The sequence below is a fragment of the Winogradskyella sp. R77965 genome (assembly GCF_044594915.1).
GTDB lineage: Bacteria > Bacteroidota > Bacteroidia > Flavobacteriales > Flavobacteriaceae > Winogradskyella.
Genome location: NZ_CP138990.1, coordinates 1159583 through 1186489 on the forward strand (window position 1 = coordinate 1159583; position 26907 = coordinate 1186489).

A 26907-nucleotide genomic window follows, 5' to 3' on the forward strand; every position below is an offset into this window, starting at 1 on the left:
AATGATTGAAGCAAAACTTTAAATAATATTACTTTTGAAAGAAATTGAAGAATTTGAAATTTTACACATATCTAATAATTGCTGTCTTCTTTATTTCATGTAAAAATGAACCAAAGACTAATCTGCCTGTAATTTCTAAAACTGAAACCTTAGAACTAAGGTATGCTCAGGGATTTTCGGTAAACAACAATGAAAACTTCAAAGTTTTAACCATAAAAAAGCCATGGCCAAAAGCTGAAAAAAGTTACAAATATCTAATAGCCTCTGATGAGCAATTATCAAAAATGACTTTCCCGAGTGATTACTATCATGGTGTTATCTCTGATGAAATAAAAAAACTGGTGGTGACTTCTACTACTCACATTCCTGCATTAGAACTTTTAGGAGTAGAACAAACCTTAGTTGGTTTTCCTGGTACAGATTATATTTCTTCAAAAAAAACGAGAAAACGTATAGACGATGGAAAGATTAGAGAACTTGGTAAAAACGAAGGTATCAACACCGAAGTGTTATTAGAACTAAACCCAGATGTTGTTATAGGTTTTGGTGTAGATGGTGTAAACAAAACATTCGAAACTATTAAAAAAGCAAACATCCCAGTCATTTACAATGGTGATTGGGTAGAATCTTCTGCTTTGGCAAAAGCGGAATGGATTAAGTTTTTCGGAGTTCTTTTTAATAAAGAAAAACAAGCTGACTCTATTTTTAACGCTATTGAAAAAGATTATCTAGAAGCGAAGCAAATTGCACAACAAGCTAAAATACAGCCAACGATTTTAAGTGGAGCCATGCACAAAGATGTATGGTACTTACCGAATGGTTCTAGTCCAGAAGCTCAATTTTTAAAAGATGCAAACGTCGATTACCTTTGGAGTGAAACCACTGGAAATGGTAGTTTAGCCTTAAGTTTTGAGTCCGTTTTTGAAAAGGCAAAAAATGCAAATTTATGGTTGAGTCCTTCATATTATATTAGTTTAGAGCAGTTGGAAAAAGCGAATTCGCTTTACACTAATTTTGAAGCCTTTAAAAACAAAAACATATATACATTTTCTAAAACGACAGGAGCCACAGGCGGAGTATTATATTATGAATTAGGTACAGCAAGACCAGATTTAGTTTTAAAAGATTTAATCAAAATCTGTCATCCCGAATTATTAGAAGGCTATACTCCATACTTTTTTAAACCACTTAATTAATTGGATTCTCAAAACACATATCGATTTCAGTTTTTGCTACTTCTTGTGATATTATTAGTATGTTTTTTTATTAATATAAGTCTAGGTTCGGTTCATATTCCTTTAAAAAGTATTTTTGGCAGTCTTTTCGGAACTATTGAAAATAATACTTGGGAAGTTATTGTTACCGACTTTAGGTTACCCAAAGCTATTACTGCCATTTTAGTTGGCTCTGGCTTAGGTATATCAGGATTATTAATGCAAACCTTATTCCGCAACCCATTAGCTGGTCCTTTTGTTTTGGGTATAAGTTCTGGAGCGAGTTTAGGTGTTGCACTAGTCATTTTAGGGTCTGGACTCTTTGGAGGTTTATTTGCTACAGCTTTAATTTCTAAATGGAGCATTGTAATTGCTGCTAGTTTAGGGAGTTTTTTAGTTTTGCTTGCTGTTTTAGCGGTTTCGAGTAAAGTAAGAGATACAATGGCTATTCTTATTATTGGATTAATGTTTGGTAGCATAACTGCTGCTGTGGTAAGCGTTCTCTCCTACTTTAGCTCTGCCGAACAGTTACAGCAATATATTTTTTGGGGATTTGGAAGTCTGAGTAATTTATCTTGGAGTGAACTTTTAATTTTCTTTGGAATCTATTCCATTGGAATTATATTGAGTATTTCGTCAATTAAAGGATTAAACAGTCTTTTACTAGGCGACAATTATGCGAAGAGTTTGGGTTTAAATTTAAAACAAAGTCGATTAATTATAATTCTCGCAACAAGCTTAATTGCAGGAACCATAACAGCTTTTGCTGGTCCGATTGCGTTTATCGGTTTGGCAATTCCGCATTTAACGCGACAGATTTTTAAAACTTCTAATCATAAAGTGTTATTGCCTGCTGTATTTTTGTTTGGTGCAATCGTCATGCTTATTTGTGATAGTATAGCGCAATTGCCAACCAGTGATTATACATTGCCAATTAATGCCATTACAGCCTTAGTTGGTGCTCCAGTCGTCATTTGGTTATTGGTTAGACAACGAAAAATGATGTTTTAGATGAATGAACAAACATCACATATAATTCTAAAAACAGAACAGCTTTCTATCGGTTATAAAACTAGGAAAGTAGAAACTGTAATTGCCTCAAACATAAATTTTGAATTGCAAAAAGGGCAGCTTATTGGTTTGGTTGGTGCAAATGGTATCGGTAAATCGACATTATTACGAACATTGATTAAAGTTCAACCTGCTTTATCCGGTTCTATATTACTTAACGAAAAGGATTTAAAATCTACTTCTACATCAGAATTGGCAAAACAATTAAGTATTGTTTTAACCGAGCAGTTATCATCAAAAAATCTTTCGGTATTTGAACTTGTTGCTTTAGGAAGACATCCATATACCAATTGGGTTGGCAACTTATCTGATGAAGATATTACGATTGTAAATTCAGCTTTAGAACAAGTCAATATTTCAGATTTAAAAGATAAACGCTGCTACGAGCTTAGTGATGGTCAACTTCAAAAAGTTATGATCGCTCGTGCATTAGCACAAGATACTGATATCATTGTTTTAGACGAGCCTACTACGCACCTCGATATGTATCATAAAGCCTATATTTTAAAATTACTTCAAAGATTAACCAAAGAAACAGGCAAGACCATTTTGTTTTCATCTCATGAAATCGATTTAGCTATTCAATTGTGTGATACTATGATTGTAATGCAAAAAGACGATGTAGTTTGCGACCAGCCCTGTAACCTTATTTCTCAAGGTATTTTTGAGTCGCTATTTCCGAAAGATTTAATTTCGTTTGATAATTCTACTGGAAGTTTTAGAGTGAGTAAATAGTTAAACAACTTCGCACTTCATTCTTCCAACTTCAAGCTAAAAATGTATCTTTGATAAATTTCTCCTTTCAAACATGAACGACACACTCATTCTATTAATAGCCATTATCATTTCTGCTGGAATTGGTGCTTTTATAGGTCTTAAATTCGCGCAACTAAAAAGCAAAAGTGATAAAAGTACCCTTGAAGAACGCCAACTTCAACTCAATAACTACATTGATGAATTAAAGCAAACTTTAGAAAAAATAGAATCTGAACGCGAAGACATTAGAAGAGAGAAAGATTTTTTAAACACAGAACTTTCAAGACGAAATACAGAATTTGAAAATCTTCAGCAGCAGAATCTTAAACGCGATGAAGAGTTAGCAAAACAACAAGAACAGCTTAGAAAAGACTTTGAGTTATTGGCTACTAAAATACTAGATGAAAAATCTGAGAAATTCACACTTCAGAATAAAGAAAACATTAAGAATATTTTAAATCCACTTGAGGAAAAGATAAAAACCTTTGAGAAAAAAGTTGAAGACACCCAAAAGGAAAGCATTAGTATGCATTCAGCTTTAAAAGAACAATTGCTTGGTTTAAAGGACCTCAACCAACAAATGGCATTAGAAGCTACAAATCTTACCAAAGCTTTAAAAGGTGATAGCAAAATGCAGGGAAATTGGGGCGAATTGGTATTAGAACGTGTTTTAGAAAAATCTGGTTTAGAAAAAGACAGAGAATATTTTGTACAACAGAATTTTCAGCGCGAAGATGGCTCACGTGCCATGCCAGATGTGGTGTTACATCTACCTGATTCTAAAAAAATGATTATTGACTCAAAAGTTTCTTTGACAGCTTACGAGCGCATGGTCAATGCTGATGATGATGAAAAAGCACTATTTTTAAAATCTCATGTAAATTCGATTAAAAAGCATGTAGATGACCTTTCTGCAAAGAATTATCAGGATTTGTATGATATAGAATCGCCAGATTTTGTATTGATGTTTATTCCTATTGAACCCGCTTTTGCAGTTGCCATTAATGAGGATAACAATTTATATAACAAGGCTTTTGAACAAAATATAGTCATCGTTACTCCTTCTACCCTTTTGGCCACACTGCGCACTATTGATACGATGTGGAACAATGAAAAGCAACAACAAAATGCCATTGAAATTGCGAGACAAGCTGGTGCTTTATACGATAAGTTTGAAGGTTTGGTTTCTGACTTAACTGGTGTTGGCAAAAAAATTGATGCTGCTAAAACTGATTATTCTTCGGCAATGAACAAATTGGTTGAAGGAAAAGGTAACCTTATCTCTCGTGTTGAAAAGATTAAAAAAATGGGTGCTAAAGCCAAGAAAGCACTACCAGAAAGTATTATAAAACGTGCTGCTGAGGACGATTTGTAAAATATTCCTTTAAACAGGCATAATTATTATTATTCCATAATATAGGCATATATTTGTTTATTCCTTAATAAAGGCATATATTTGTGATAAATACAAATGTAATGACTAGTATAATAACAGGAGATATTATAAGGTCTCGTAGCGCTTTAAGCGAAGATTTATGGCTCACTCCTTTAAAGGCAGTATTATCAAAACTAACTGATGACGCTTCATTTTATGATATTTATAGAGGTGACAGTTTTCAACTAGAATGTAGCCCCATTGAAGATAGTTTTAGAACTGCAGTTTATATCAAAGCTTTCTTAAAATCAGTAAAAGGATTGGATGTACGAATGTCTATTGGCATAGGAACCAAAAATTACCAAGGAGATTCCGTAAGTGAATCCAATGGAGAAGCCTTTATATATTCTGGCGAAACTTTTGAAACCCTAAAGAAAGAAAAGCAAAATCTTAAACTAAAAACTAGCAATCCCATCATTAATAAAGAAATTAATCTTTATTTTAGGCTAGCACTAATCGCCATGGATCATTGGACGGTTAACTCTGCAGAAGTTGTAAAACTAACATTAGAGCATCCTAATATGATACAAGCAGAATTAGCAAAGTTAATAGGTATAAGTCAAGATGCTGTAAGTAAACGCCAAAAGCGAGCTTACTTAGATGAAATTCTAGAATTAGATGGCTTATATAGACAAAAAGTAGCGCAACTATGACAGTATTAATCTTAAAACTTATTTTATCTCATCTCATAGGTGACTTCTTTTTACAGCCACAAAAATGGGTTAAGGATAAAGAGAAAAAGAAGCTGAAATCAATATGGTTATACATTCATATAGCAATACATATTGCTTTAATGTTTTTAATTATTTGGGATTTATCTTATACATGGCTTATTTTAAGTATTGGTCTAATACATTTTATAGTTGATGCTCTTAAATTAATCTTACAACGAAAAAAAACGAAACGCTTTTTCTTTTTTATAGATCAACTCTTGCATTTTATTACAATTGTGATCTTAGTTCCAATCTTCTTTAAAGGTGATTATGAATTTACTCTAGCCTTAAATCCAAACCTTCTCCTATTAATTACATGTGTCGCGTTTTTAACCACACCCACGTCTATAATAATGAAAACCATATTTTCTAAATGGAATATTTCTGAACTTACAAAGAAGAACGCTTCACTTAAAGATGCAGGAAAATATATAGGTGTTTTAGAGCGTATCTTGGTATTTATTTTTATCGCTTTTGGTCATTGGGAAGCTGTTGGGTTTTTAATAACTGCAAAATCAGTATTCAGATTTGGAGATTTAACATCATCGAAAGAAAGAAAACTCACCGAATATATATTAATTGGAACATTGATAAGTTTTGGTATTGCTATATTGACGAGTTTACTTTACCTAAATATTCAATCTTATGTTTAAAACTATAGACTCTTCGAGGATAAGTATATCGCAACTAATGTTACCATCGCATTCTAACTTTAGTGGCAAAATACATGGAGGTTTTATTTTAAACCTTATGGATCAAATTGCTTTTGCATGTGCTTCTAAACATTCTGGCATGTACTGTGTAACTGCTTCTGTTGATACCGTAGATTTCATAAACCCTATTGAAGTTGGTGAATTAGTTACCATGAAAGCATCTGTAAACTATGTTGGAAGAACATCAATGGTTATTGGTATTCGTGTAGAATCTGAACATATACAAACCGGAAAAGTAAAGCATTGTAATTCCTCTTATTTTACTATGGTTGCCAAGAATGAAGCTGGTAAATCTAATGAAGTACCAGGATTAATAATAAATGATAAAACAGAAGTATTACGCTTTCTGAAAGCCATAAAACGAATGACAACTAAAAAATCTAGACAAGAAGAATTTAATCGTATTGATTTTGCTTTTGAAGATTATCTTAAAGAATTGAAAAACTATAAGGTAAAGATTCAATTGCCTGATGATTATAAAAACTAATTTTCAAAATCTATAAAACCAATTATAAAGTAAAAAAGCGATTAATTGATATTAGTCGCTTTTTTATTATTTCAATCTTGAGTTTATTGTTTAATAAAACGTTTTGTCTTAGTCGTTTTTTCATCAGATACTCTGACTAAGTAAACGCCACTTTTCCAACTAGTTATGTTTAAAGAAGATTCTAATTGCGTAATTTGTCCTTTGTAAACTCTTTTGCCTAAAACATCAAATACTTCAACCATAGTCTCAGTACTCTTTGCAGTTAACTTAATATTGAGGCTGTTTTTTGCAGGATTAGGCGAAATCATAAACTCATCTTTTTGAGTTGACGATATCTGTGAAAAAGAGTATGCTGATATAAAAAACAGCAAGTAAAGTAATTTTAATCTCATAATAAGTAGGTATTAATTAAAGCTAAGTTAATGATTATTAATTAATTTACTTTACACTTCATCGAAAAGCGTGCCATTATTTACTCAAATACATTTTTCTTCTTGAATATAAATCGTAAAATTCATCATCTTTTAAACTATCGATAAATAAGATACTTTCACCTGTACTCTTCATCTCTGGTCCTAGCTTTTTATTCACGTTTGGAAACTTATTAAATGAAAACACCGGTTGTTTTATCGCATAACCATCTAATTGAGGGTTGAAGTTAAAATCAGTCACTTTTTTGTCACCCAACATCACTTTTGTTGCATAGTTTACATAAGGTTCTTTGTAAGCCTTTGCAATAAATGGTACTGTACGAGATGCTCTAGGGTTTGCTTCAATGATATAAACGATATCGTCTTTTATAGCAAACTGAATATTTATTAAACCTACTGTATCTAAAGCTCTCGCAATGGTATGTGTATGATCTATGATTTGCTGCATTACTAAATCACCCAAGTTAAATGCTGGTAAAGTAGCATTACTATCACCGGAATGAATACCACAAGGTTCTATGTGTTCCATTATACCTATAATGTAAACGTTTCCATCTGCATCACATATAGCATCAGCTTCTGCCTCTATGGCACCATCTAAATAGTGATCTAACAACAACTTGTTTCCAGGAATAGATTTTAATAAATCAATTACATGTGCTTCCAATTCTTGTTTATTAATCACAATTTTCATCCCTTGTCCACCAAGTACATAAGATGGTCTTACTAAAATCGGAAAGTCCAATACATCTGCAATAGCTAAGGCTTCATCCGCTGATTCCGCAACATCAAATTCTGGGTAAGGAATGTTATTTTCCTTTAATATGTTAGAAAAACTTCCTCTATCTTCAGCCAAATCGAGTGATTTAAAGCTAGTTCCCATTATTTTAACTCCCCATTTTTCTAACTTTTCGGCAAGTTTTAAAGCGGTTTGTCCACCTAATTGAACAATAACACCTTCTGGTTTTTCGTGCTGAATGATATCGTAAATATGTTCCCAAAAAACAGGCTCAAAATAGAGTTTATCAGCGATATCAAAATCCGTTGAAACTGTTTCTGGATTACAATTTATCATAATAGTTTCATAACCACATTCGGCAGCAGCTAAAACACCATGAACACAACAATAATCGAATTCAATACCTTGTCCAATTCTATTCGGACCAGATCCAAGAACGATGATTTTCTTTTTATCGGTAACAACACTTTCATTGTCAACAAAAACCTTTCCATCCGCTGTTTCTACTTCACTTTCAAAAGTTGAGTAATAATAAGGCGTCTGTGCTTTAAATTCGGCAGCACAGGTGTCAACTAATTTATAAACACGATTTATATTAAACTCTCTCCTTTTATTGTAAACTTCGCTCTCTAAACATTTCAGCATGTGTGCTATTTGTCTGTCACCATAGCCTTTTTGTTTTGCTTCTAGTAATAACTCACGATCTAAAGAATCGATTGTATAGGTAGAAATTTCTTTTTGCAGTTGAAACAATTCTTCATATTGCTTTAAGAACCACATGTCTATCTTGGTTATTTCGAAAATTCGGCTCAATGGAATTCCTGTAGCTATAGCATCATATATGACAAAAACACGATCCCAACTGGCATATTTTAATTTCTCAATTATAGTATCATAGTCTCTATAGCCTTTTCCATCTGCTCCTAATCCATTTCTTTTTATCTCTAAAGACTGAGTGGCTTTGTGTAATGCTTCTTGGAACGAGCGTCCTATGGCCATTACCTCACCTACTGCCTTCATTTGCAGTCCTAAAGTCCTATCAGAGCCTTCAAACTTATCGAAATTCCAACGAGGTATTTTAACAATAACATAATCTAAAGTTGGTTCAAATAATGCAGATGTTGATTTTGTAATTTGATTACTTAATTCATCAAGTGTGTAACCCAATGCCAATTTAGCAGCAATTTTTGCAATCGGATAACCTGTTGCTTTACTTGCCAAAGCAGATGAACGTGACACACGTGGATTAATCTCAATAGCTATTATTTCTTCTTCTTCATCAGGACTCACTGCAAATTGAACATTACATCCACCAGCAAAATCACCTATACTGCGCATCATATGTATAGCCATATCTCGCATTCTTTGTTGTGTCTTGTCGGACAAGGTCATTGCTGGAGCCACCGTTATAGAATCACCTGTGTGGATACCCATAGGATCCATATTCTCAATGGAACATATAATAACAACATTATCATTGCTATCGCGTAATAACTCGAGCTCATATTCTTTCCAGCCCAATAATGCTTTATCTATCATTACCTCATGGATTGGAGAAATTTCTAATCCTCTGGTTAAGGATTCATCAAATTCTTTTTCGTCATATACTATTGAAGCTCCTGCTCCTCCTAAAGTAAATGATGCTCTAATACATAAAGGGAATCCAAATTCTTGCGCTATTTCCTTTCCTCTTAAAAATGAAGTTGCCGTTGCTTGAGGTGCCATACCAACACCTATTTTTAACATTAATTCTCTAAACTTTTCTCTATCCTCGGTAATATTTATTGCATCAATATCTACACCAATAATATCAACATCAAAATCTTCCCAAATGCCTTTCTCATCAGCCTCTATACAAAGATTTAATGCCGTTTGCCCTCCCATTGTTGGCAGCACTGCATCAATTTGAGGATGCTCTTTTAAAATCTTAATAATAGATTTTGTATTCAAAGGCAACAAATAAACATGATCAGCCATAGTAGGATCTGTCATGATTGTTGCAGGATTAGAATTAATAAGAATTGTTTCTATTCCGTCTTCTCTTAAAGACCGTAATGCTTGAGATCCTGAATAATCAAATTCGCAGGCCTGACCTATAACTATAGGACCAGAACCGATAAGTAAAATAGACTTGATGTTTTTGTTTTTTGGCATGAGTTAAAATATTTGTTTGCAAAAATAGTTATCAATAGGGTACAAAAAAAGGCGATACACCTAAGTAACGCCCTTATATTATTAACAATTGTTAATCATTATCTTTTATGTCTTGCTTCAGATGATACAGACAATTTCTTTCTTCCTTTAGCTCTTCTACGTGCTAAAACTTTTCTTCCATTAACAGAAGCCATTCTCTCTCTGAAACCGTGTTTGTTTTTTCTCTTTCTTTTCGAAGGTTGAAACGTTCTTTTTGGCATGTCCTATATATTTAAAATCTGAATATTCTTTTATAAAAGTTTTAAGCTATCTCAAAACTGCGTGCAAATATACAACAAGTTTTTACTTTAACAAGTGCGAAAATAAAAATTTTTATATAGAATTTTATTACCTTTGCACACTGTAAAAATAAACACCAAAATGTTCAATAAAAACATAAAATTAGTCATTGCAGCCTTAATTATTGCCTTTGCAATATATCAATTCACTGAAGGTGAAATAGGCAATGGTATAATGTACATTTTACTTTCTACGATATTTATTTTCTTATACTTTAAGAATGAAATGATTTTATTAGCTTTTTTAAGACTTAGGAAACAAGATTTTCCTGGTGCAAAAAAATGGTTGGATAAAATCAAAAATCCCGAAGGAGCATTGGTAAAAAAGCAACAAGGCTATTTAAATTACTTAAATGGAATTATGGTTTCTCAAACCAATATGAATGAAGCTGAAAAATACTTTAAGAAAGCTATTAGTTTAGGCTTATCTATGGATCATGATTTAGCAATGGCTAAATTAAATTTAGCAGGAATTGCTTTTTCTAAGCGTCGTAAGCAAGAAGCGCAAAAACTATTAGCAGAAGCTGATAAATTAGATAAAAGAGATATGCTTGCGGATCAGATTAAGATGATGAAACAGCAAATGAAGAAAGCTGTAATACCAAAGCAACAATACGGTCAACCTACATCAGCTAGACAAAATCGTAGAAGTAGAAGATAACGTATTCACTACAGTAAAAAAAAGGCTCAAACAATTGTTTGAGCCTTTTTTTTACTTATCTATTTTACATCTAGTTATAATGTCCTTCTTTTGGAATTTCAATAATGTAAGCCTTTCTAGATTTATTATTTAAATGCTTTTCTCGCAACCAAGGATTGTGAAGTTTTAATATTTTGTAATTCACACCAAAACGCTTTGCAAACTTTGCAAAACTAGTAACTGCAGTATCAACCTCTACTTTATATGTTGGTACCGGCTTGTATAAATGATTTTTATTAAAGTTGAAGCCATATCTATCTGGGTTAGAAAGTATCTCCTTTAAAGCTACAATTCTAAACACATAACGGCCAGTTTCTTCACCAAGTAGTAGATCGTAATAATCTGAAACACCTTGCTCTTTAAATCGTCTCGAAATTCCAGCATTTCCGGCATTGTAAGCTGCTGCAGCAGCTGTCCAAGATCCTAATTTTTCTTTAGCTTTCTTTAAATACTTACAGGCTACTTCTGTTGCTTTTTCTAAGTTATAACGTTCATCAACATTTGTATTTACTTCTAATCCATTCTCTCTTCCTGTAGCTTTCATTATTTGCCAAAATCCACTTGCTCCTGCTGGAGATTTTGCGGTTGGTACAAGTCCACTTTCAATTACTGCTAAATATTTAAAATCGTCTGGAACACCATTCTTTTTAAGTATTGGTTCTATTATTGGAAAGTATTTCTGAGCTCTTTTAAACATTAACAATCCATTAGATTGCCAATATGTATTAACCAAAAGTTCTCTATCCATACGCTCATAGATATCAGGATTTTCAACAGGAACTGGTTCTCCTGCAAAGTTTATGCCTTCTGGCATTTCCAGTGCATAAACATTGTAATCGTTTATTAAGGGCTTTTCTTTTCCTAACGTGTTATCTGAAGGTGCTTTTTGTTCTGAAGGCGATTTTTGCATCGAGAAGATAAAAAGACCAGATACACAGATTAATCCTATTGCGGTTAAGGTATTTTTTAAGATTTGCATGGCTTTAAATTTTTCACAATGTAACTAATACCTTATAAACTTCAAAATGATTATGCAAAATCTATTTAAATCTTTCAAAATCAAGACTCTATAAGTTTCGGTAAATTTTCATTAAACCACTTATATTTTGTGATTACCATGATATGAGTTCCGCCTTTAATTACAATACAATTTCCGCCACAAGAATGCGGAAAAACAAGGTCTTTATCACCATGAATGTAGATAGCATCTGGATGCGGTTCTTCCTGATCCCAACATACCACTTGCTTAATTGCCCAATCCAAATACGTTTTATCACTTACTGAAAGGTACTTTTTATATAAATCTACTCGTTTTTTAATGGTTTCTCCAAAAGCATACTTTGCTAATAAATCTATATTACTAACCAACTGTGTTGGTAAAATTTTATAGGCTTTGGTGTATTTAATAAGTTTGAAACGTTTTGGTAGCTCATGATGTGACTTAACACTAGAAACCACAAAGAGCTTTTTTAATTTAAGGTATTTGCTCATTTCTTGAACAAGAATACCACCAAAAGAAACACCAAGTAATACTATATTATCATGTTTGATATATTTACACATGCGTTTTGCATAAGCTTGAAGCGTTTCGGTTTTTTCAGGGATTTGCCATTCTAACCAATGAATTTCATATTGCGATTCTGGCAATTTAATATGCTCAAATATCGTTGGGTTTGCTGCCATTCCCGGCATTAGATATACATGTGTGATTTTAGTGTTCATTGGGCTTAAAACTATTTAATAAAAATGTCTTAATTAATTACAATTTAAGGTTTTAACATCTGAAAACTCATACTTTCACAGATTTTTTGTACCTTTGCACAGCAAAACTATTAAATTATAGTATCTACACGCCAACCGCTAATCTTAAATTAAGAAATTATGACTGAAACTGCTGAATTGATTGACAATGAATTTCTCCGTCAATTTGAATTAAAGGTTGACAACGACATGGCTATTATCGAATATTCTTTACAAGAACGTAAGATATTCTTAACTAAAATGATTATTCCAGACGCTATAAGAACTGATGAATTTGAATTAGATTTTATCGATCTCGTTTTCAGCAATATTAAAGAACGTAATATTAGTGTCGTACCTACGAGTCCTGAAATTGCAAAATTTGTAAGACGTAATAGAAAATATAAGCGTATGCTGCCAGTTGGTATTCGTATATAATTTGAAAATATAAATACAATAGAAAATCCGAAACTTAATAAGTTTTGGATTTTTTTATGTTATAACACTAAGGATTCAACAAACTCAAAACGCACCAATCCATCTTCATCAATATTAGTTAAATTGACTTTTTGTAGTGTATTTACTAATTCCGGATTCCAAGGAGTTTTTACTTTTACATAGTTTTCAGTAAATCCGTGGATGTATCCTTCTTTATTTTCACCTTCAAATAAAACGGTTCTTTCTGTATCTAATTGTTTTTCGTAAAATGCGCGTCGTTTTTTAGCAGAAAGACCTCGTAACATTTTACTTCGCTTTGCTCTTACATTTTTCGGGACTACTCCTCCCATTGTAACAGCTTCCGTATTATCACGTTCAGAATAGGTGAATACGTGTAAATATGAAATATCTAATTCGTTAAGAAAGTTATAGGTTTGAAGAAACAATTCATCTGTTTCGCCAGGAAAACCAACAATAACATCCACACCAATACAAGCATGTGGCATAACCTCTTTTATTTTTGAGACACGGTCTACATACAATTCGCGCATATAACGACGCTTCATTTTCTTAAGAAGTTCATTACTTCCACTTTGTAATGGCACATGAAAATGTGGTACAAATGCCCTCGATTTAGATACTAAATCAATTGTTTCATTCTTTAATAAATTAGGCTCAATAGATGAGATTCTTAAACGCTCAATTCCTTCAACTTTATCGAGTTCAGTTACTAAATCTAAAAAGGTATGTTCATGCTTTTTATTTCCAAATTCACCTTTACCATAGTCCCCAATATTTACACCTGTAAGTACAATTTCTTTAATACCTTGATCTGAGATTTCTCTTGCATTATTCAGCACATTGACCATGGTATCACTACGTGAAATACCTCTAGCCAAAGGAATTGTGCAATAGGTACATTTATAATCGCAGCCATCTTGTACTTTTAGAAATGCTCTAGTTCTATCACCTATTGAATAGCTGCCAACATAAAAATCTGCATCTTCAATTTCGCAAGAATGAACTTCTCCAACCCTTCGAACACGCTCAGGATTGTTTAGTAATTCGTTTATATAATAGGTAACATTGAATTTCTCAGTGGCACCCAAAACCAAATCTACACCATTTACATCTGCTAATTCTTCTGGCTTCAGTTGAGCATAGCAACCAATCGCAGTAACAAAAGCATCAGGATTCATCTTTTGCGCTTGTTTTACGATGGTTTTAAAACGTTTATCTGCATTTTCAGTTACTGAACATGTGTTAATAACATAGACATCAGCTTTTTCCTTAAAGTCTACACGATTAAAACCTTCGTCCTTAAAACTTCTAGCTATCGTAGAAGTTTCAGAAAAATTGAGTTTACAACCTAAGGTATAAAATGCGACTTTTTTTTGCTTCATGTTTTTCATCCTGAACTTGTATCAGGATTTTTTTAAATTTACCTTTAGCCATTAATTTAAGCTAAAAAGTACATTATCATTTTGTGGCTGCAAATTTACAACATATTAGTTATATGCTAAAACTCACGAGATTATCAATTTTGTATTTTATTGTTCTCTGTTCTTGTAATTCTAACAATAACTCTGATAAAGACCATCTCGTTTTTAGATACAATGAACACAAAAATATTGGATCATTAGATCCTGCGTTCTCTAAAGATAATGCCGATAATTGGGCTAACCATCAATTATTTAATGGCTTGGTACAAATGGATGATCAACTCAATGTAAAACCTTGTATTGCTAAAAATTGGACGATTACTGATAGCGCAACAACATATACGTTTAACTTAAGAAAAGACGTGTTTTTTCATAAGCACAAATTATTTGGAGCAGATTCTACGCGTACAGTAAATGCTTCAGACTTTGTATATAGTTTCAATCGTTTAAAAGATAAAGCTTTGGCTTCACCAGGAAGTTGGGTTCTAAATAAAGTAAAACACTTTTCTGCTATTAATGATTCTACGTTTCAAATTAAATTAAAACAGCCTTTTCCAGCATTTTTGGGTTTATTGACAATGAAATATTGTTCTGTTGTCCCAGAGGAAATTGTGGGACATTATGGTAATGATTTTAGATCACATCCAATAGGTACTGGTCCTTTTAAATTTAAACGTTGGGAAGAAAATATAAAACTTGTTTTTAGAAGAAACAACAACTATTTTGAAGTTGATAAAAATGGAAACAATTTACCATATCTTGAAGCTGTAGCAATTACTTTTTTACCAGATAAGCAAAGTGAGTTTTTGCAATTTGCGCAAGGAAATATTGATTTTGTGTCTGGTTTAGATGCATCATATAAAGATGAAATTTTAACTTCAGACGGAACATTACGATCGCTCTATGCTAATGATGTTGATATGATACGTGGTCCTTATTTAAATACAGAATATTTAGCTTTTTATATGGAAACTGAGGTTTCAGAAATCCAAGCATTAAAATTACGCAAAGCTATAAATCTAGGTTTTGACAGAAGTAAAATGATAACCTATTTGCGAAATGGTATTGGTGTACCTGCAAATGGTGGGTTTATCCCAAAAGGTTTACCTGGATTTGATAATTCTATCGGTTATAGCTATCAACCAGAATTAGCCAAACAGTTAGTCTCTGAATTTAAGTCTGAAACCAGAATTGAAAATCCAGAAATAACGTTGACTACAACAAGTAATTATCTCAGCTTCTGTGAGTTTATTCAGCGAGAATTACAAAAAACAGGATTGAATGTCAATGTAGATGTAATACCAGCTTCTAGCTTAAAAGACGCCAAAGCCAATGGGCAATTAGATTTCTTTAGAGCAAGTTGGGTTGCCGATTATCCTGATGCAGAAAACTATTTATCACTCTATTACAGTAAGAATTTTGCTCCAAACGGACCAAATTACACACACTATAGTAATTATGAATTCGACAAAATATACGAAGCCGCTTTCTTAGAAACTGATTCAGATAAGCGCACAAAACTCTATACCAAAATGGATTCTATTGTAATGTCATCAGCACCAATAGTTCCGATGTTTTATGATGAAGTCGTTCGTTTTACAAGAAAAAGTGTTAAAGGTTTAGGTATTAACGCTACTAACCTATTAGAACTCAAAGCCGTTAGAAAGACTAAAACTTAGAGAAATAATAGAGATCATCTCCTCCTTCTCCTCTTGATCGTCTTGACGATATGTAACCAGTAGTTAAATCATCATTCAAAAAGAACGAAAAATCATCACCTCTACTATTTATAGGCGCATCTAACGATAGTGGTGGCTTAATTATATTTGTAGAGTTTAAATCATAACAATAAATATCTAAGCCACCTTTTCCTCCACGTCTATCTGAAGAAAAATAAAGCTTATTATCTGCACTTACGAAAGGGAAGATCTCCTTTCGAGATGAATTTATAGTTTCATTTAATTTTGTGACTTCTCCATAAGTTTCATGATTAGAAACAGAAACTTTATACAAATCAGATTTTCCTTTTGTTCCTTCTATATCAGCAATGAAATATAATGTTGAGCCATCCGGACTCAAAGCAGGATGTGCAAAATTAAAATCTGGCTCACAGAATGGTAACGTTGTAAAATTTATCCAACCTTTACCTTCCTTATATTCTGCACGCTGAATCAAAAGATTAAATGTATTCTTATCCTGTAATTTATTTTCTCCCTTCTGAGTATGATTAGATGTAAAATACATATATTTTCCATCTTTTGAATATGTTGCAACTGACATATTAGACATCCCTACCTCTGGCCTAGTCACTAACTTTGGGTCTTTAATCTCACCATCTTCAGTAACAGTTCCTTCATAAATACCGTATAAATTTTGAGAATATTTATCTAATATTACGCGACCATTTTTTCTTGTAAGGTTAGAACTAAAAAAGATTTTATCCTTTACAACGCGTGCTGCAAAATGATCTAGTTTGTTATTGATTTCGAGTTTTTTTACCTCAACATCTTCGCTTTGAGAAAATCCGAAGGTTAAGGCTAATAAAAAAAGTAGTGTTGTAAATATGGGCTTTAGTATCATGTTATTCTCTTCTATATTTTTTTGTATCTTCAAAAATGTGTTCTAAAATAGCTTTGTCTTTATCTGTGAATTTTTCTTTACGCCTTGCCATAACCACTTCAGCAACTTCAAACGCTTTATTAGTTTTATAAGTTACAAAGCCTTTACTTCCTCCCCAAGAAAAGCTTGGTACAAAATTGCGAGGAAAACCACTTCCAAAGATATTAGCACTTACACCAACAACTGTACCAGTATTAAACATAGTATTAATTCCGCATTTGCTATGGTCTCCCATCATAAGTCCACAAAATTGTAATCCTGTTTTAGCAAAGCCTTCGGTTTGGTAATCCCAAAGTCTTACTTCTGCATAATTATTTTTTAAGTTAGAATTGTTAGTATCTGCTCCAAGATTACACCACTCACCTAACACCGAGTTTCCTAAAAAACCATCGTGTCCTTTGTTAGAATAGCCAAATAAAACCGAATTATTAACCTCACCACCGACTTTACTATGCGGTCCAATGGTCGTAGGACCGTAAATTTTAGTTCCTAATTTTAAAGCCGCATCATTACATAATGCTAAAGGTCCTCTAACAATAGAACCCTCCATAACTTCCGAATCTCTACCAATATAAATTGGTCCAGAACTAGCATTTAAAGTTGCAAAATTTAATGTTGCGCCTTTTTCGATGAAGATATTTTCAGGATTAATGGTATTTACTGTAGCAGGTATTGGTTGCGATTTTCTCCCTTTTGTTAATAAGATAAAATCTTCAATAATAGCGTCTCCATTCTTAGAAAAAATATCCCAAGTGTTTTCTATTGTTAGAATATCACCAGCAAATTCAATAGCTTCAAACGTTGAAAAGTCTTTAACTTCTTCACCTTCTTTAGCAAAAAATGCGATAACATCTTCTCCTTTAAACAAAGCCTGATTATGACTTAAGTTCTTAACAACCTCAACAACCTCCATATTTGGTAAAAAAGATGCATTTATCATAATGTTATCTTCCATTTCTACCATTGGAAATTTATCCGATAAATAATCTTCAGTAACTGTTGTCGTTGTATATTCTAAAAACGATTCCCATTTCTGGCGAATGGTTAAAATACCGACTCTAATATCTGCAACTGGTCTTGTATATGTGAATGGTAATAGGTTATTACGATATGGACCATCAAATAATATGTAGTTCATCTTGAGTTTAAAGTTTTTTGCCTTTCAAAAGTAACTTAATTGCATAAAACAAAAAAGCCTTCGAGGGAAATCCTGAAGGCTTATTATATATAATAATACTTAGCTTATTTCTTAAACTTAGCGTATTTATTTTTAAACTTATCTATACGACCAGCAGTATCTACTAATTTAGATTTGCCAGTGTAGTAAGGATGAGATGTTCTAGAAATTTCCAATTTTACTAATGGATATTCAACACCATCAACCTCAATAGTTTCACTTGTATCTGCCGTAGATTTAGTTAAAAATACGTCGTCATTAGACATGTCTTTAAACGCTACTAATCTATAATTCTCTGGATGTATACCTGCTTTCATCACTAAATGCTTTAAATAAATTCGATTTTTTCGAGGTGCAAATTTAAGTATTTTTTATAAATGTACAATCTTTTTAATAGTTTTTATTTTACCAATTAATGTAACAATTGTGTAACTTTGAGTACTAACTATACAATTAACTAAAAAATCATCTTATTATGGAACATCAAAAACCAACAGCAGGTAAATTCGCACTTAATTATGGTCTAATTTTAGGCGTTATTATGCTAAGTATTTCTGTTATAATGTATGTGACAGGAATGACGTTAGAAGGCGTACAATGGCCCGTATTTATTTACTATGTAGCATTTCCCGTTATAATTATGTATGGCATAAGTCAATACAAAAAAAGTAATGCAAATGTATTAAGTCTGGGAGATGCAATGAAAGTTGGATTAGCTATTGCCATTGTAAGTGCTTTAGGATATGTAGCATGGATATTTATTTTCAATTATGTTGTAGATCCTGAGTTTACAGCACAAGCTATAGAAGTAGCGAAAGATAAAATGCTTGAAAGCCCTAACGTTACTGAAGAACAGGTTGAGCAAAGTTTAAAATGGATAGAAATGTTCTCGAGTCCTGCGGCTGCTTCTGCAGGTTGGACAGCAATGAGCTTATTTTTTGGTTTAATATATTCGCTTATAGGTGGATTAGTAATGAAAAATAATTCATAACAACCCCTTAAATAATTTCTTTATTTTTGAAGTCTAGAAATTAGACAACATCAATATGAATATATCAGTAGTAATACCACTACTTAACGAAGAGGACTCTTTAAAAGAATTACACGATTGGATAGTGTCAGTGATGCTATCCAATCAGTTTTCTTACGAAATTCTATTTATTGATGATGGTAGTACTGATAATTCCTGGAAAGTCATCTCTGAACTTTCTGAAATTAATCCTAGTGTAAAAGGCCTCAGGTTTCTGAAAAACTTTGGGAAGTCTCAAGCACTTCATGCGGGTTTTGCCGAAACCAAAGGTGATGTGGTTATTACCATGGATGCGGATTTGCAAGATAATCCTGAAGAAATTCCAGATTTACATAAAATGATCTCTGAAGATGGTTTTGATTTAGTTTCTGGATGGAAAAAGAAACGCTACGATTCATATTTTTCTAAAAACCTACCTTCAAAACTATTTAATTGGGCTGCAAGACGTACATCTGGTGTTAAATTGAATGATTTTAACTGTGGTTTGAAAGCTTATTCTAATCAAGTTGTAAAGCATGTTGATGTCTATGGTGAAATGCATCGTTATATCCCAGTATTAGCGAAAAATGCAGGTTTTACAAAGATTGGTGAAAAAGTAGTGCAGCACCAAGCACGGAAATACGGAAAAACTAAGTTTGGAATGAATCGCTTTATAAATGGTTTTTTAGATTTAATCACCATTTGGTTTGTTTCTCGTTTTGGGAGACGCCCAATGCATTTGTTTGGTTCACTTGGAGTCATAATGTTTATTATCGGTTTCGGATTTGCATTCTATCTAGGATTAGACAAACTTTTTTTCAACCCAACGGGACGACTTATCACAGAAAGACCTCAATTCTACATAGCACTTTCTACTATGATTATTGGTTCGCAATTCTTCATTGCTGGTTTTCTAGGCGAACTTATTTTACGATCTAAAAGACAACAGCAACGCTATTTTATTAAGGACAAATTAAATTTGACTTAACCGTTTAGATTTTGACATACTAAAGACGGTTTCAAATTGTGAATTGTTTATTTTTGTTAATAAAACCATTTTACCCATGATATACATTAAACCAGAAATTCTAGAACGTGTAAATACTTGGCTAACACCAACTTTTGACAAAGAATCACAAGAACAGATAAAGCATCTTATTGCTTCTAATCCCAAAGAACTTGAAGAAAGCTTCTATAAAGATCTAGAATTTGGTACTGGCGGAATGCGTGGTATAATGGGATTAGGCACCAACCGTATTAACAAATATACTTTAGGTAAAAACACACAAGGCTTAAGTAACTACTTAAAAGAGTCATTTCCTAATGAACAAGCAAAAGTGGTTATTGCATACGATTGTAGACATAATAGTAAAACTTTCGGAAAAGTAGTTGCTGATGTATTCTCAGCCAATGGAATTCAGGTATATTTATTTGAAGATTTAAGACCAACACCTGAGTTATCTTTCGCATTAAAACATTTAAACTGTCATTGTGGTATTGTATTAACGGCTTCACATAATCCACCAGAATATAATGGATATAAAGTCTATTGGCAAGATGGTGGTCAATTAGTACCACCTCAAGATTCTGCAGTAATAGATGAAATAAATCGATTAGATTATTCTGAAATTAAGTTTGATGCAAATAATGATTTGATTCAGTATATAGGTGAAGATGTTGATGATGTGTTTATTGATAATTCGGTAAAAAATGGAAGCTTCAATACTTCTGCTGATGCAAAAGCCGATTTAAATGTAGTTTTCACTTCTCTTCATGGTACATCTATTACAGCCATACCAGAAACGCTTAAACGCGCAGGTTACACTAATGTAAGTATTGTCGAAGAACAACGCGAACCTAATGGAGATTTCCCAACGGTTGTATCTCCAAACCCTGAAGAGCCCGAAGCGCTCAAAATGGCTATGGCTCTTGCAGAAAAAGTAGATGGTGATATTGTTATTGGAACGGATCCAGATTGTGACCGCTTGGGAGTTGTAGTTCGTAATTTAGAAAACGAACTGGTCATTCTAAATGGAAACCAAGCTATGCTGTTAATGACGGATTTTCTATTAAAGCAATGGAAAAAATCTGGTAAGATAAATGGAAAGCAGTTTGTAGCTTCCACAATAGTTTCCACGCCAATGCTATCTGTTGTTGCTGATTCTTATGATGTAGATTGTAAAATTGTATTGACTGGCTTTAAATGGATAGCAAAAATGATTAATGACTTTCCAGAGCTTGATTTCATTGGTGGTGGAGAAGAAAGCTTCGGTTATATGGTTGGTGATTTTGTGCGCGATAAAGATGCAGTAACTTCTACCCTTTTGGCATGTGAAATTGCAGCGCAAGCAAAAGCTAAAGGTAAAAGTATGTACCAAGAATTAATTCACTTGTACGTGGAACACGGATTCTATAAAGAGCGTTTAATCTCACTAACAAAAAAAGGTATCGAAGGAGCTCAAGAAATCAAACAAATGATGATTGATGCTAGGGAAAACCCATTAAAGATAGTTAACGGTTCTAAAGTCATAAAAATTGAAGATTATCAATTATCAACTTTAAAAGACGTAAACACAGGAAAAGTATCTACTATTGATATACCAAAATCTAATGTTCTAATTTATTATACCGAAGATGGAAGTAAAATAGCATTGCGTCCTAGTGGTACAGAGCCTAAAATAAAATTCTATATCAGTGTAAATACGTCACTGGACAATTCGTCAGACTTTAAGAATACGGAGCAGTTGTTGGAAGATAGAATTGATGCTATTTTAAAGGACATGAAACTTTAATGAATTATTTTAAACAAATACTTGGTTTTGCAAAACCTTACAAGAAGTTTGCTTTCCTAAATATTATTTGTAACATTTTTTACGCATTATTTAGTGCATTGTCGTTTATTGCATTAATTCCGATGCTAGATGTATTATTCCCAACAGGAAAACCTTCTGAAGAACAAGAAGTTATCGTAGAACCTGTTTGGAATGGCATTGCGAATACCATGGATTATTATAAAGATTTCATGGCTTATAATGTCAATGAATTTGCCCAAGATGATCCTTCAAAAGCCTTAATATTAGTAATATCTTTAGTCATTTTACTTTTCTTCTTAAAAAACATCTTCAATTACCTAGCGATGTACTTTATTACATTTCTAAGGAACGGTGTTCTCAAAGATTTAAGAAATGCCATCTTTGATAAAATCACTCAATTACCAATAGCTTTCTTTTCAGAAAAAAGAAAAGGAGATACTATGGCAAGAATATCTAATGACGTACAAGAAATCCAAGGATCTTTCTTATCTATTTTAGAACTCATTGTTAGAGAACCACTGACCATTATTTTTACTATTGTAATGATGCTTTTAATAAGCGCTAAACTTACACTTTTTGTATTTATTTTTATTCCTATTTCAGGGTTCATTATTTCAAGAATTGGAAAATCATTAAAAAAGAAATCTGATCGTGTACAAAAAGAACAAGGCCAGTTTTTATCTATTATAGAAGAAACTCTAGGTGGCTTGAAAGTTATTAAAGGATTTAATGGTGAAAAATCATTTTTAAATAAATTCAAAGCATCAACCTATCGGTTTTATAACTTTTCAAACAAGCTATTAAATCGTCAAAATTTCGCATCTCCAACTAGTGAGTTTTTAGGAATAACAGTCATTGCTATACTTTTGTGGTATGGTGGGAGAATGGTTTTAATAGATGGTACATTAGATGGCAGTTCGTTTATTGCCTATATGGGATTAGCATATAATATTTTAACACCAGCAAAAGCAATTAGCAAAGCTAGTTACAGCGTTAAAAAAGGAAATGCTGCTGCAGAACGTGTGTTAGAAATTTTAAATACATCCTCAACTTTAGAAGATAAACCAGATGCTATCGTAAAAGAAGATTTTACTTCAGAAATAGAACTAAACAATATCTCATTTAAATATGAAGATGATTTAGTACTTAAGAACTTTTCTATCAAAGTACCAAAAGGGAAAAGTGTGGCACTTGTTGGGCAATCTGGAAGTGGAAAATCAACTATTGCAAATTTAGTAACTCGCTTTTATGATGTTACTAAAGGTAATATTTCTATTGATGGAACAAACATTAAAAATCTCACAAAACATTCGCTAAGAGGATTAATGGGATTAGTTACTCAAGATTCTATTTTATTTAATGATACAGTAAGAAATAATATCCTCTTAGGAAAAGAAAACGCTACTGATGAAGACATTGTGGAAGCTCTAAAAATTGCTAATGCCTGGGAATTCGTAAAAGATTTACCGAACGGAATTGATACTAATATTGGAGATTCTGGTGGAAAATTATCTGGAGGGCAAAAACAACGTCTTAGTATTGCACGAGCTGTTCTAAAAAATCCACCCATAATGATTCTAGACGAGGCAACCTCTGCCCTCGATACAGAAAGTGAGCGTTTGGTGCAAGATGCACTAGAAAATATGATGAAGAATAGAACCTCTATCATAATAGCCCATCGCTTGTCTACGATACAAAATGCAAACTTAATTGTCGTAATGCAAAAAGGTGAAATTGCAAAGCAAGGCACGCACTCCGAACTTATTGCAAAAAACGGAGTCTATAAAAAACTTGTCGAGATGCAGAGTTTTGAGTAAATCTAAACTCATTTTTAAATCAAAAAAGGATGTATAATTAAATACATCCTTCTTTTTTGTTATCAGATTTGGGGAACTGATAACGGTTAATAGGTTAAGCTGGGTCAAACATATAATAAAATACAGTACAAAACAAGAAAAAATTGCTTTTTATCGTGTTTTTTTGCTTTTTATCGATTTAATTAATTGTAAAACACTGATTATCAGTAATTCGACAAATTGTTTGTTTTTAAAAAAAATAACAATTAAACTATTCGTAATTTAACAAGTCTAAATACCAAAGTAAATTACTTGACTGACGAATCGGAATTCATACAACGTTTACAAAATTCTAAACAAAAAGAAGCTGCTTTTAGGGAGTTATTGCAACTCTACAAAGAAAGGTTATATTGGCATATACGTAAAATTGTAATCAGCCACGACGATGCAGATGATGTCCTACAAAACACTTTCATAAAAGTATATCGAAGTATAGATAGGTTCAAAGGAGAAAGCAAATTATATTCTTGGTTATATCGAATTGCAACTAACGAATCTATAACACACATCAATAAAAACGCGAAACGCTTACAAATCACCAATGAAGAACATCAAACTAATGCCATTAACAACTTAGCGGCTGATGTATATTTTGAAGGTGATGAAATTCAACTAAAATTACAAAAAGCAATTGCTTCACTACCACAGAAACAACAACTAGTGTTTAATATGAAGTATTTTGACGATTTAAAATATAAGGACATATCCGAAATTTTAGACACGAGCGAAGGTGCTCTAAAAGCTTCCTATCATATTGCAGTGAAAAAAATAGAGGCCTTTTTAACTTCAGATTAAACTATTTTAGTAATTTGAAGTCATAGATACGAATGAAAAAAGATAAACTATATAACATTAAATCGACTGGTTTTAAAACACCAGATAACTACTTTGAATCCTTTGATGATAAGCTCTTTGAGCGTCTACCTCAAAAAGACTCAGTAGATAGTGTTAAAACAACTGGTTATAAAACACCAAAAGATTATTTTGACACAGTTGAAGCTAACGTATTTAGTAAGCTAAGTGATGATGAAAAACCCGTTATTAAATTAAGTACAAGAAAGACGTTTTATTACGTTGCTGGTGTAGCTGCATCATTATTATTGTTATTTGCTGTATTTATAAATTCTGATACCACAGAAGAGCTTTCGGTCGAGATGGTCGAAAACTATTTGGGAAACGAAGATTTAAACAGCTATGAATTAGCAGAGTTATTATCTGATTCTGATTTATTAGAAGATGATTTCATAATAACAAAAACAACGTATCAAGAAGATAATTTAGAATCTTATCTTTTGGAAAATTCAGATATAGAATCAATTTTAGAATAAGGACCTATTAAAATGAAAAAAATAATTCCAATACTAGTTTTACTCGTTAGCATAAATAGCTTCGCGCAGCGCGGAGGTAAAATGAATGAACGTATAAAGGCGCAAAAGACAGCATTTATAACAGAGAAGCTAGATTTAAGCTCTGAAGAAGCAGAAAAATTTTGGCCAATCTATAATGCCTTTGAAGAAAAACGTGAAAAAATAAAATCTGAAGATTTACGTGCTATAAAAATGCAAATACGCAGGAATCCAGATATGTCTGAAAGTGAAGCTGACAAACTATTAGAAAAAATCTTAAAAGCCGAAAAAGAATTACATACTGCCAAATTAAAACTGGTCAACGATTTAAAATCGGTCATTTCATCTATAAAGATAATTAAATTGAGAGCTGCAGAAGATGAGTTTAATAGAATACTTTTAGAAAAACTTAGAGAAATGCGGCAAAAACGCGCAAATAGAAATTAAATAAACATATTTATTATTATGAACATGCTTCAGAATCTAGTTTTTATTTTATCATAGATGATGAAACGAGTTAAGCGCAATAACAACGAGCATTTTTGCTTCTTAAAGCGTACATCTAATCTCTAAAACTCAGTTTACTAATTCGTCCCCTCCCTGCTGCATAAGCCACAGAATCATTTAAAAACCGAATGGTATAAAACCCTTCATCGCTTAAATGTCTCCAACTATTTCCTTCATCATTACTATAATCTATACCTTTAAAACCAATGGTAACTAATTCTTTGCTATCACTATTTGGAACGTATTGCACACAACTTCTATAACCTGGTCCTTTTCCATTAGCAACAACATGCCATGTTTTACCGCCATCAACTGTTCTAATTTTATTAGCTAAAGTATCGTTAGGTTTGGTATAATCTCCACCTATAGCAAAACCATTTAATTCGTCATAAAAATCAATGGAATACATACCTGTGGTTTCTTTGCCTTGTATAATTGGTGTATCATAAACCGTCCAGGTTTTACCCTTATCTGGTGAATACATCACTCGACTTGCTTTGCCACCTGTAGCCACCCAAGTATGGTCACCAACGATAGCAATATTAGTATCACTTGCAGCAAAAGCAGCTTCTCCTTCTTTAGCTTCAGGTAAATTATCGCACGATAATTTTATCCAATTATCACCTCCATCTCTGGTAATAATTATACTCATACAATCGTCTGTTGGATCACCAATGGCAATACCTTCTTCCTCATTCCAGAAATCCATAGCATCGTAGAAGGCTTTTGGGTGAGTTTCTTGGTAAACTACTTTGTTTTTTTCTAAATCCGCATCAAGGCTATATAACAACGCTGGTGAACTAATGCTAATTCCAAAACCTTTATTTGAAAGAACCGCTAATGCTCTAAAGTTTAATTTTAGAGAATCATTGGACAGATTAATTTTATGATTATAGAGTGGTCTATCTTTAAGAGAATCAACATGATTATAAGTAGAATTAGGCATTAGAATTCCAAGCTCACCATTCGAAGTCAAATAAATTGGCGCAGTAAATTCAGACGTAACTATTTCTAAAGCACGAACATTTAAGGTAGAGTCTTGAACCAAGGTTTCAATTTCAACTTTCGAAAAGCCTTTCTTGATTGGTTTTGATATAGGTTCATATTTTTTCGTTATGCCACAACCACCAATTCCAATACTTATAATTACTAAAACAATAGCTGAAAATATTTTTTTCATTATGTCAAATTTTTCCTAAAAATAGAAAA

The 26907-nt window shown here is 32.5% G+C and carries 27 protein-coding genes; 17 read left to right on the forward strand and 10 right to left on the reverse strand.

The annotated features are described in order from the left end of the window. The first annotated feature begins 53 nt into the window (after positions 1-53). From SJY34_RS05240 to SJY34_RS05270, 7 genes are all read left to right on the forward strand, one after another. Positions 54-1196 (forward strand): ABC transporter substrate-binding protein, encoded by a 1143-nt coding sequence (locus tag SJY34_RS05240; protein WP_400079627.1) that lies wholly within the window; start codon positions 54-56, stop codon positions 1194-1196. Next, entirely contained in the window at positions 1197-2225 is a 1029-nt protein-coding gene (locus SJY34_RS05245; protein ID WP_400079629.1) for a FecCD family ABC transporter permease, read from the forward strand. After that, complete coding sequence (locus SJY34_RS05250) at positions 2226-3020, forward strand: ABC transporter ATP-binding protein (protein ID WP_400079632.1); 795 nt, start codon at positions 2226-2228, stop codon at positions 3018-3020. A 73-nt stretch (positions 3021-3093) separates the two neighbouring features. Beyond that, positions 3094-4416, forward strand: a complete 1323-nt coding sequence (rmuC, locus tag SJY34_RS05255) for a DNA recombination protein RmuC (protein WP_400079635.1) — start codon at positions 3094-3096, stop codon at positions 4414-4416. A gap of 101 nt (positions 4417-4517) precedes the next feature. Further along, the gene (locus SJY34_RS05260) at positions 4518-5129 is read left to right on the forward strand and encodes a transcriptional regulator (protein ID WP_400079637.1); all 612 of its coding nucleotides are present in this window, start codon (positions 4518-4520) and stop codon (positions 5127-5129) included. After that, a complete protein-coding gene (locus SJY34_RS05265) occupies positions 5126-5842 on the forward strand; it encodes a DUF3307 domain-containing protein (RefSeq protein ID WP_400079640.1) in 717 nt (238 codons plus the stop codon). Before SJY34_RS05260 ends, SJY34_RS05265 begins: the two co-directional genes overlap by 4 nt. Beyond that, complete coding sequence (locus tag SJY34_RS05270) at positions 5835-6389, forward strand: acyl-CoA thioesterase (RefSeq protein ID WP_400079642.1); 555 nt, start codon at positions 5835-5837, stop codon at positions 6387-6389. The genes SJY34_RS05265 and SJY34_RS05270 overlap by 8 nt, the downstream gene beginning before the upstream one ends. Positions 6390-6472: 83 nt before the next feature. Here SJY34_RS05270 and SJY34_RS05275 read toward each other — a convergent pair whose 3' ends face one another. The 3 genes from SJY34_RS05275 to rpmH form a co-directional block, all read right to left on the reverse strand. Then, the gene (locus tag SJY34_RS05275) at positions 6473-6781 is read right to left on the reverse strand and encodes a T9SS type A sorting domain-containing protein (protein ID WP_400079645.1); all 309 of its coding nucleotides are present in this window, start codon (positions 6779-6781) and stop codon (positions 6473-6475) included. A gap of 76 nt (positions 6782-6857) precedes the next feature. Further along, the gene (gene carB / locus SJY34_RS05280) at positions 6858-9713 is read right to left on the reverse strand and encodes a carbamoyl-phosphate synthase large subunit (protein ID WP_400079648.1); all 2856 of its coding nucleotides are present in this window, start codon (positions 9711-9713) and stop codon (positions 6858-6860) included. Positions 9714-9811: 98 nt separating this feature from the next. Further along, positions 9812-9973: a 50S ribosomal protein L34 gene (gene rpmH / locus SJY34_RS05285; protein WP_186846246.1), complete on the reverse strand. Its 162-nt coding sequence runs from the start codon at positions 9971-9973 to the stop codon at positions 9812-9814. Positions 9974-10133: 160 nt separating this feature from the next. Between rpmH and SJY34_RS05290 the strand changes: the two genes are divergently transcribed. Beyond that, on the forward strand, positions 10134-10712 hold the full coding sequence (locus SJY34_RS05290) for a DUF2892 domain-containing protein (protein WP_400079651.1): 579 nt from the start codon (positions 10134-10136) through the stop codon (positions 10710-10712). Positions 10713-10782: 70 nt separating this feature from the next. Here the strand turns inward: SJY34_RS05290 and SJY34_RS05295 are convergent, their stop codons facing one another. Together SJY34_RS05295 and SJY34_RS05300 are read right to left on the reverse strand one after the other, a co-directional pair. Continuing rightward, positions 10783-11730 carry a lytic transglycosylase domain-containing protein gene (locus SJY34_RS05295; RefSeq protein WP_400079653.1) on the reverse strand — a complete coding sequence of 316 codons (948 nt, stop codon included), beginning with the start codon at positions 11728-11730 and terminating at the stop codon, positions 10783-10785. A gap of 80 nt (positions 11731-11810) precedes the next feature. Then, positions 11811-12473: an alpha/beta hydrolase gene (locus SJY34_RS05300; protein ID WP_400079655.1), complete on the reverse strand. Its 663-nt coding sequence runs from the start codon at positions 12471-12473 to the stop codon at positions 11811-11813. 159 nt (positions 12474-12632) lie between these two features. On the opposite strand from SJY34_RS05300, the gene SJY34_RS05305 reads away from it, so the two are divergent. Further along, complete coding sequence (locus tag SJY34_RS05305; protein WP_400079658.1) at positions 12633-12929, forward strand: N-acetyltransferase; 297 nt, start codon at positions 12633-12635, stop codon at positions 12927-12929. 59 nt (positions 12930-12988) lie between these two features. Here SJY34_RS05305 and mtaB read toward each other — a convergent pair whose 3' ends face one another. Next, positions 12989-14332, reverse strand: a complete 1344-nt coding sequence (gene mtaB / locus SJY34_RS05310) for a tRNA (N(6)-L-threonylcarbamoyladenosine(37)-C(2))-methylthiotransferase MtaB (protein ID WP_400079660.1) — start codon at positions 14330-14332, stop codon at positions 12989-12991. Between the two features lie 113 nt (positions 14333-14445). Between mtaB and SJY34_RS05315 the strand changes: the two genes are divergently transcribed. Continuing rightward, a complete protein-coding gene (locus SJY34_RS05315; RefSeq protein WP_400079663.1) occupies positions 14446-16050 on the forward strand; it encodes an ABC transporter substrate-binding protein in 1605 nt (534 codons plus the stop codon). On the opposite strand, the gene SJY34_RS05320 is transcribed toward SJY34_RS05315, so the two are convergent. The 3 genes from SJY34_RS05320 to SJY34_RS05330 all read right to left on the reverse strand — a co-directional run bounded on the left by SJY34_RS05320 (position 16040) and on the right by SJY34_RS05330 (position 18484). Further along, complete coding sequence (locus SJY34_RS05320; protein ID WP_400079665.1) at positions 16040-16984, reverse strand: TolB family protein; 945 nt, start codon at positions 16982-16984, stop codon at positions 16040-16042. The two genes, SJY34_RS05315 and SJY34_RS05320, sit on opposite strands and share 11 nt — an antisense overlap. Continuing rightward, positions 16953-18128, reverse strand: coding sequence for a GlmU family protein (locus tag SJY34_RS05325; RefSeq protein WP_400079668.1), 1176 nt, complete (start codon positions 18126-18128; stop codon positions 16953-16955). Before SJY34_RS05325 ends, SJY34_RS05320 begins: the two co-directional genes overlap by 32 nt. Positions 18129-18232: 104 nt before the next feature. Beyond that, positions 18233-18484, reverse strand: a complete 252-nt coding sequence (locus tag SJY34_RS05330) for a type B 50S ribosomal protein L31 (RefSeq protein ID WP_299123738.1) — start codon at positions 18482-18484, stop codon at positions 18233-18235. 158 nt (positions 18485-18642) lie between these two features. Between SJY34_RS05330 and SJY34_RS05335 the strand changes: the two genes are divergently transcribed. From SJY34_RS05335 to SJY34_RS05365, 7 genes are all read left to right on the forward strand, one after another. After that, the gene (locus SJY34_RS05335; RefSeq protein ID WP_400079671.1) at positions 18643-19158 is read left to right on the forward strand and encodes a DUF4199 domain-containing protein; all 516 of its coding nucleotides are present in this window, start codon (positions 18643-18645) and stop codon (positions 19156-19158) included. Between the two features lie 55 nt (positions 19159-19213). Next, entirely contained in the window at positions 19214-20164 is a 951-nt protein-coding gene (locus tag SJY34_RS05340; RefSeq protein WP_400079673.1) for a glycosyltransferase family 2 protein, read from the forward strand. Positions 20165-20240: 76 nt separating this feature from the next. Then, on the forward strand, positions 20241-21968 hold the full coding sequence (locus tag SJY34_RS05345) for a phospho-sugar mutase (protein WP_400079675.1): 1728 nt from the start codon (positions 20241-20243) through the stop codon (positions 21966-21968). Further along, positions 21968-23806 carry an ABC transporter ATP-binding protein gene (locus SJY34_RS05350; RefSeq protein ID WP_400079678.1) on the forward strand — a complete coding sequence of 613 codons (1839 nt, stop codon included), beginning with the start codon at positions 21968-21970 and terminating at the stop codon, positions 23804-23806. Before SJY34_RS05345 ends, SJY34_RS05350 begins: the two co-directional genes overlap by 1 nt. 291 nt (positions 23807-24097) lie before the next feature. Further along, a complete protein-coding gene (locus SJY34_RS05355; RefSeq protein WP_400079681.1) occupies positions 24098-24640 on the forward strand; it encodes an RNA polymerase sigma factor in 543 nt (180 codons plus the stop codon). A gap of 32 nt (positions 24641-24672) precedes the next feature. Next, positions 24673-25173, forward strand: a complete 501-nt coding sequence (locus SJY34_RS05360) for a hypothetical protein (RefSeq protein ID WP_400079683.1) — start codon at positions 24673-24675, stop codon at positions 25171-25173. A gap of 12 nt (positions 25174-25185) precedes the next feature. After that, positions 25186-25638, forward strand: coding sequence for a sensor of ECF-type sigma factor (locus SJY34_RS05365; protein ID WP_400079686.1), 453 nt, complete (start codon positions 25186-25188; stop codon positions 25636-25638). A 115-nt stretch (positions 25639-25753) separates the two neighbouring features. Here SJY34_RS05365 and SJY34_RS05370 read toward each other — a convergent pair whose 3' ends face one another. Beyond that, complete coding sequence (locus SJY34_RS05370; protein WP_400079687.1) at positions 25754-26878, reverse strand: WD40/YVTN/BNR-like repeat-containing protein; 1125 nt, start codon at positions 26876-26878, stop codon at positions 25754-25756. Positions 26879-26907 lie beyond the last annotated feature (29 nt).

Excerpts from the sequence above, each read along its gene's own strand:
- SJY34_RS05260 (WP_400079637.1), top strand. The coding sequence starts at position 4,518 with ATGACTAGTATAATAACAGGAGATATTATAAGGTCTCGTAGCGCTTTA.
- mtaB (WP_400079660.1), bottom strand. The coding sequence starts at position 14,332 with ATGAAGCAAAAAAAAGTCGCATTTTATACCTTAGGTTGTAAACTCAAT.
- SJY34_RS05325 (WP_400079668.1), bottom strand. The coding sequence starts at position 18,128 with ATGAACTACATATTATTTGATGGTCCATATCGTAATAACCTATTACCA.
- SJY34_RS05250 (WP_400079632.1), top strand. The coding sequence starts at position 2,226 with ATGAATGAACAAACATCACATATAATTCTAAAAACAGAACAGCTTTCT.
- SJY34_RS05330 (WP_299123738.1), bottom strand. The coding sequence starts at position 18,484 with ATGAAAGCAGGTATACATCCAGAGAATTATAGATTAGTAGCGTTTAAA.
- rmuC (WP_400079635.1), top strand. The coding sequence starts at position 3,094 with ATGAACGACACACTCATTCTATTAATAGCCATTATCATTTCTGCTGGA.
- SJY34_RS05360 (WP_400079683.1), top strand. The coding sequence starts at position 24,673 with ATGAAAAAAGATAAACTATATAACATTAAATCGACTGGTTTTAAAACA.
- SJY34_RS05305 (WP_400079658.1), top strand. The coding sequence starts at position 12,633 with ATGACTGAAACTGCTGAATTGATTGACAATGAATTTCTCCGTCAATTT.
- SJY34_RS05270 (WP_400079642.1), top strand. The coding sequence starts at position 5,835 with ATGTTTAAAACTATAGACTCTTCGAGGATAAGTATATCGCAACTAATG.
- carB (WP_400079648.1), bottom strand. The coding sequence starts at position 9,713 with ATGCCAAAAAACAAAAACATCAAGTCTATTTTACTTATCGGTTCTGGT.
- SJY34_RS05315 (WP_400079663.1), top strand. The coding sequence starts at position 14,446 with ATGCTAAAACTCACGAGATTATCAATTTTGTATTTTATTGTTCTCTGT.
- SJY34_RS05265 (WP_400079640.1), top strand. The coding sequence starts at position 5,126 with ATGACAGTATTAATCTTAAAACTTATTTTATCTCATCTCATAGGTGAC.
- SJY34_RS05365 (WP_400079686.1), top strand. The coding sequence starts at position 25,186 with ATGAAAAAAATAATTCCAATACTAGTTTTACTCGTTAGCATAAATAGC.
- SJY34_RS05275 (WP_400079645.1), bottom strand. The coding sequence starts at position 6,781 with ATGAGATTAAAATTACTTTACTTGCTGTTTTTTATATCAGCATACTCT.
- SJY34_RS05295 (WP_400079653.1), bottom strand. The coding sequence starts at position 11,730 with ATGCAAATCTTAAAAAATACCTTAACCGCAATAGGATTAATCTGTGTA.
- SJY34_RS05340 (WP_400079673.1), top strand. The coding sequence starts at position 19,214 with ATGAATATATCAGTAGTAATACCACTACTTAACGAAGAGGACTCTTTA.
- SJY34_RS05290 (WP_400079651.1), top strand. The coding sequence starts at position 10,134 with ATGTTCAATAAAAACATAAAATTAGTCATTGCAGCCTTAATTATTGCC.
- SJY34_RS05345 (WP_400079675.1), top strand. The coding sequence starts at position 20,241 with ATGATATACATTAAACCAGAAATTCTAGAACGTGTAAATACTTGGCTA.
- rpmH (WP_186846246.1), bottom strand. The coding sequence starts at position 9,973 with ATGCCAAAAAGAACGTTTCAACCTTCGAAAAGAAAGAGAAAAAACAAA.
- SJY34_RS05350 (WP_400079678.1), top strand. The coding sequence starts at position 21,968 with ATGAATTATTTTAAACAAATACTTGGTTTTGCAAAACCTTACAAGAAG.
- SJY34_RS05335 (WP_400079671.1), top strand. The coding sequence starts at position 18,643 with ATGGAACATCAAAAACCAACAGCAGGTAAATTCGCACTTAATTATGGT.
- SJY34_RS05370 (WP_400079687.1), bottom strand. The coding sequence starts at position 26,878 with ATGAAAAAAATATTTTCAGCTATTGTTTTAGTAATTATAAGTATTGGA.
- SJY34_RS05300 (WP_400079655.1), bottom strand. The coding sequence starts at position 12,473 with ATGAACACTAAAATCACACATGTATATCTAATGCCGGGAATGGCAGCA.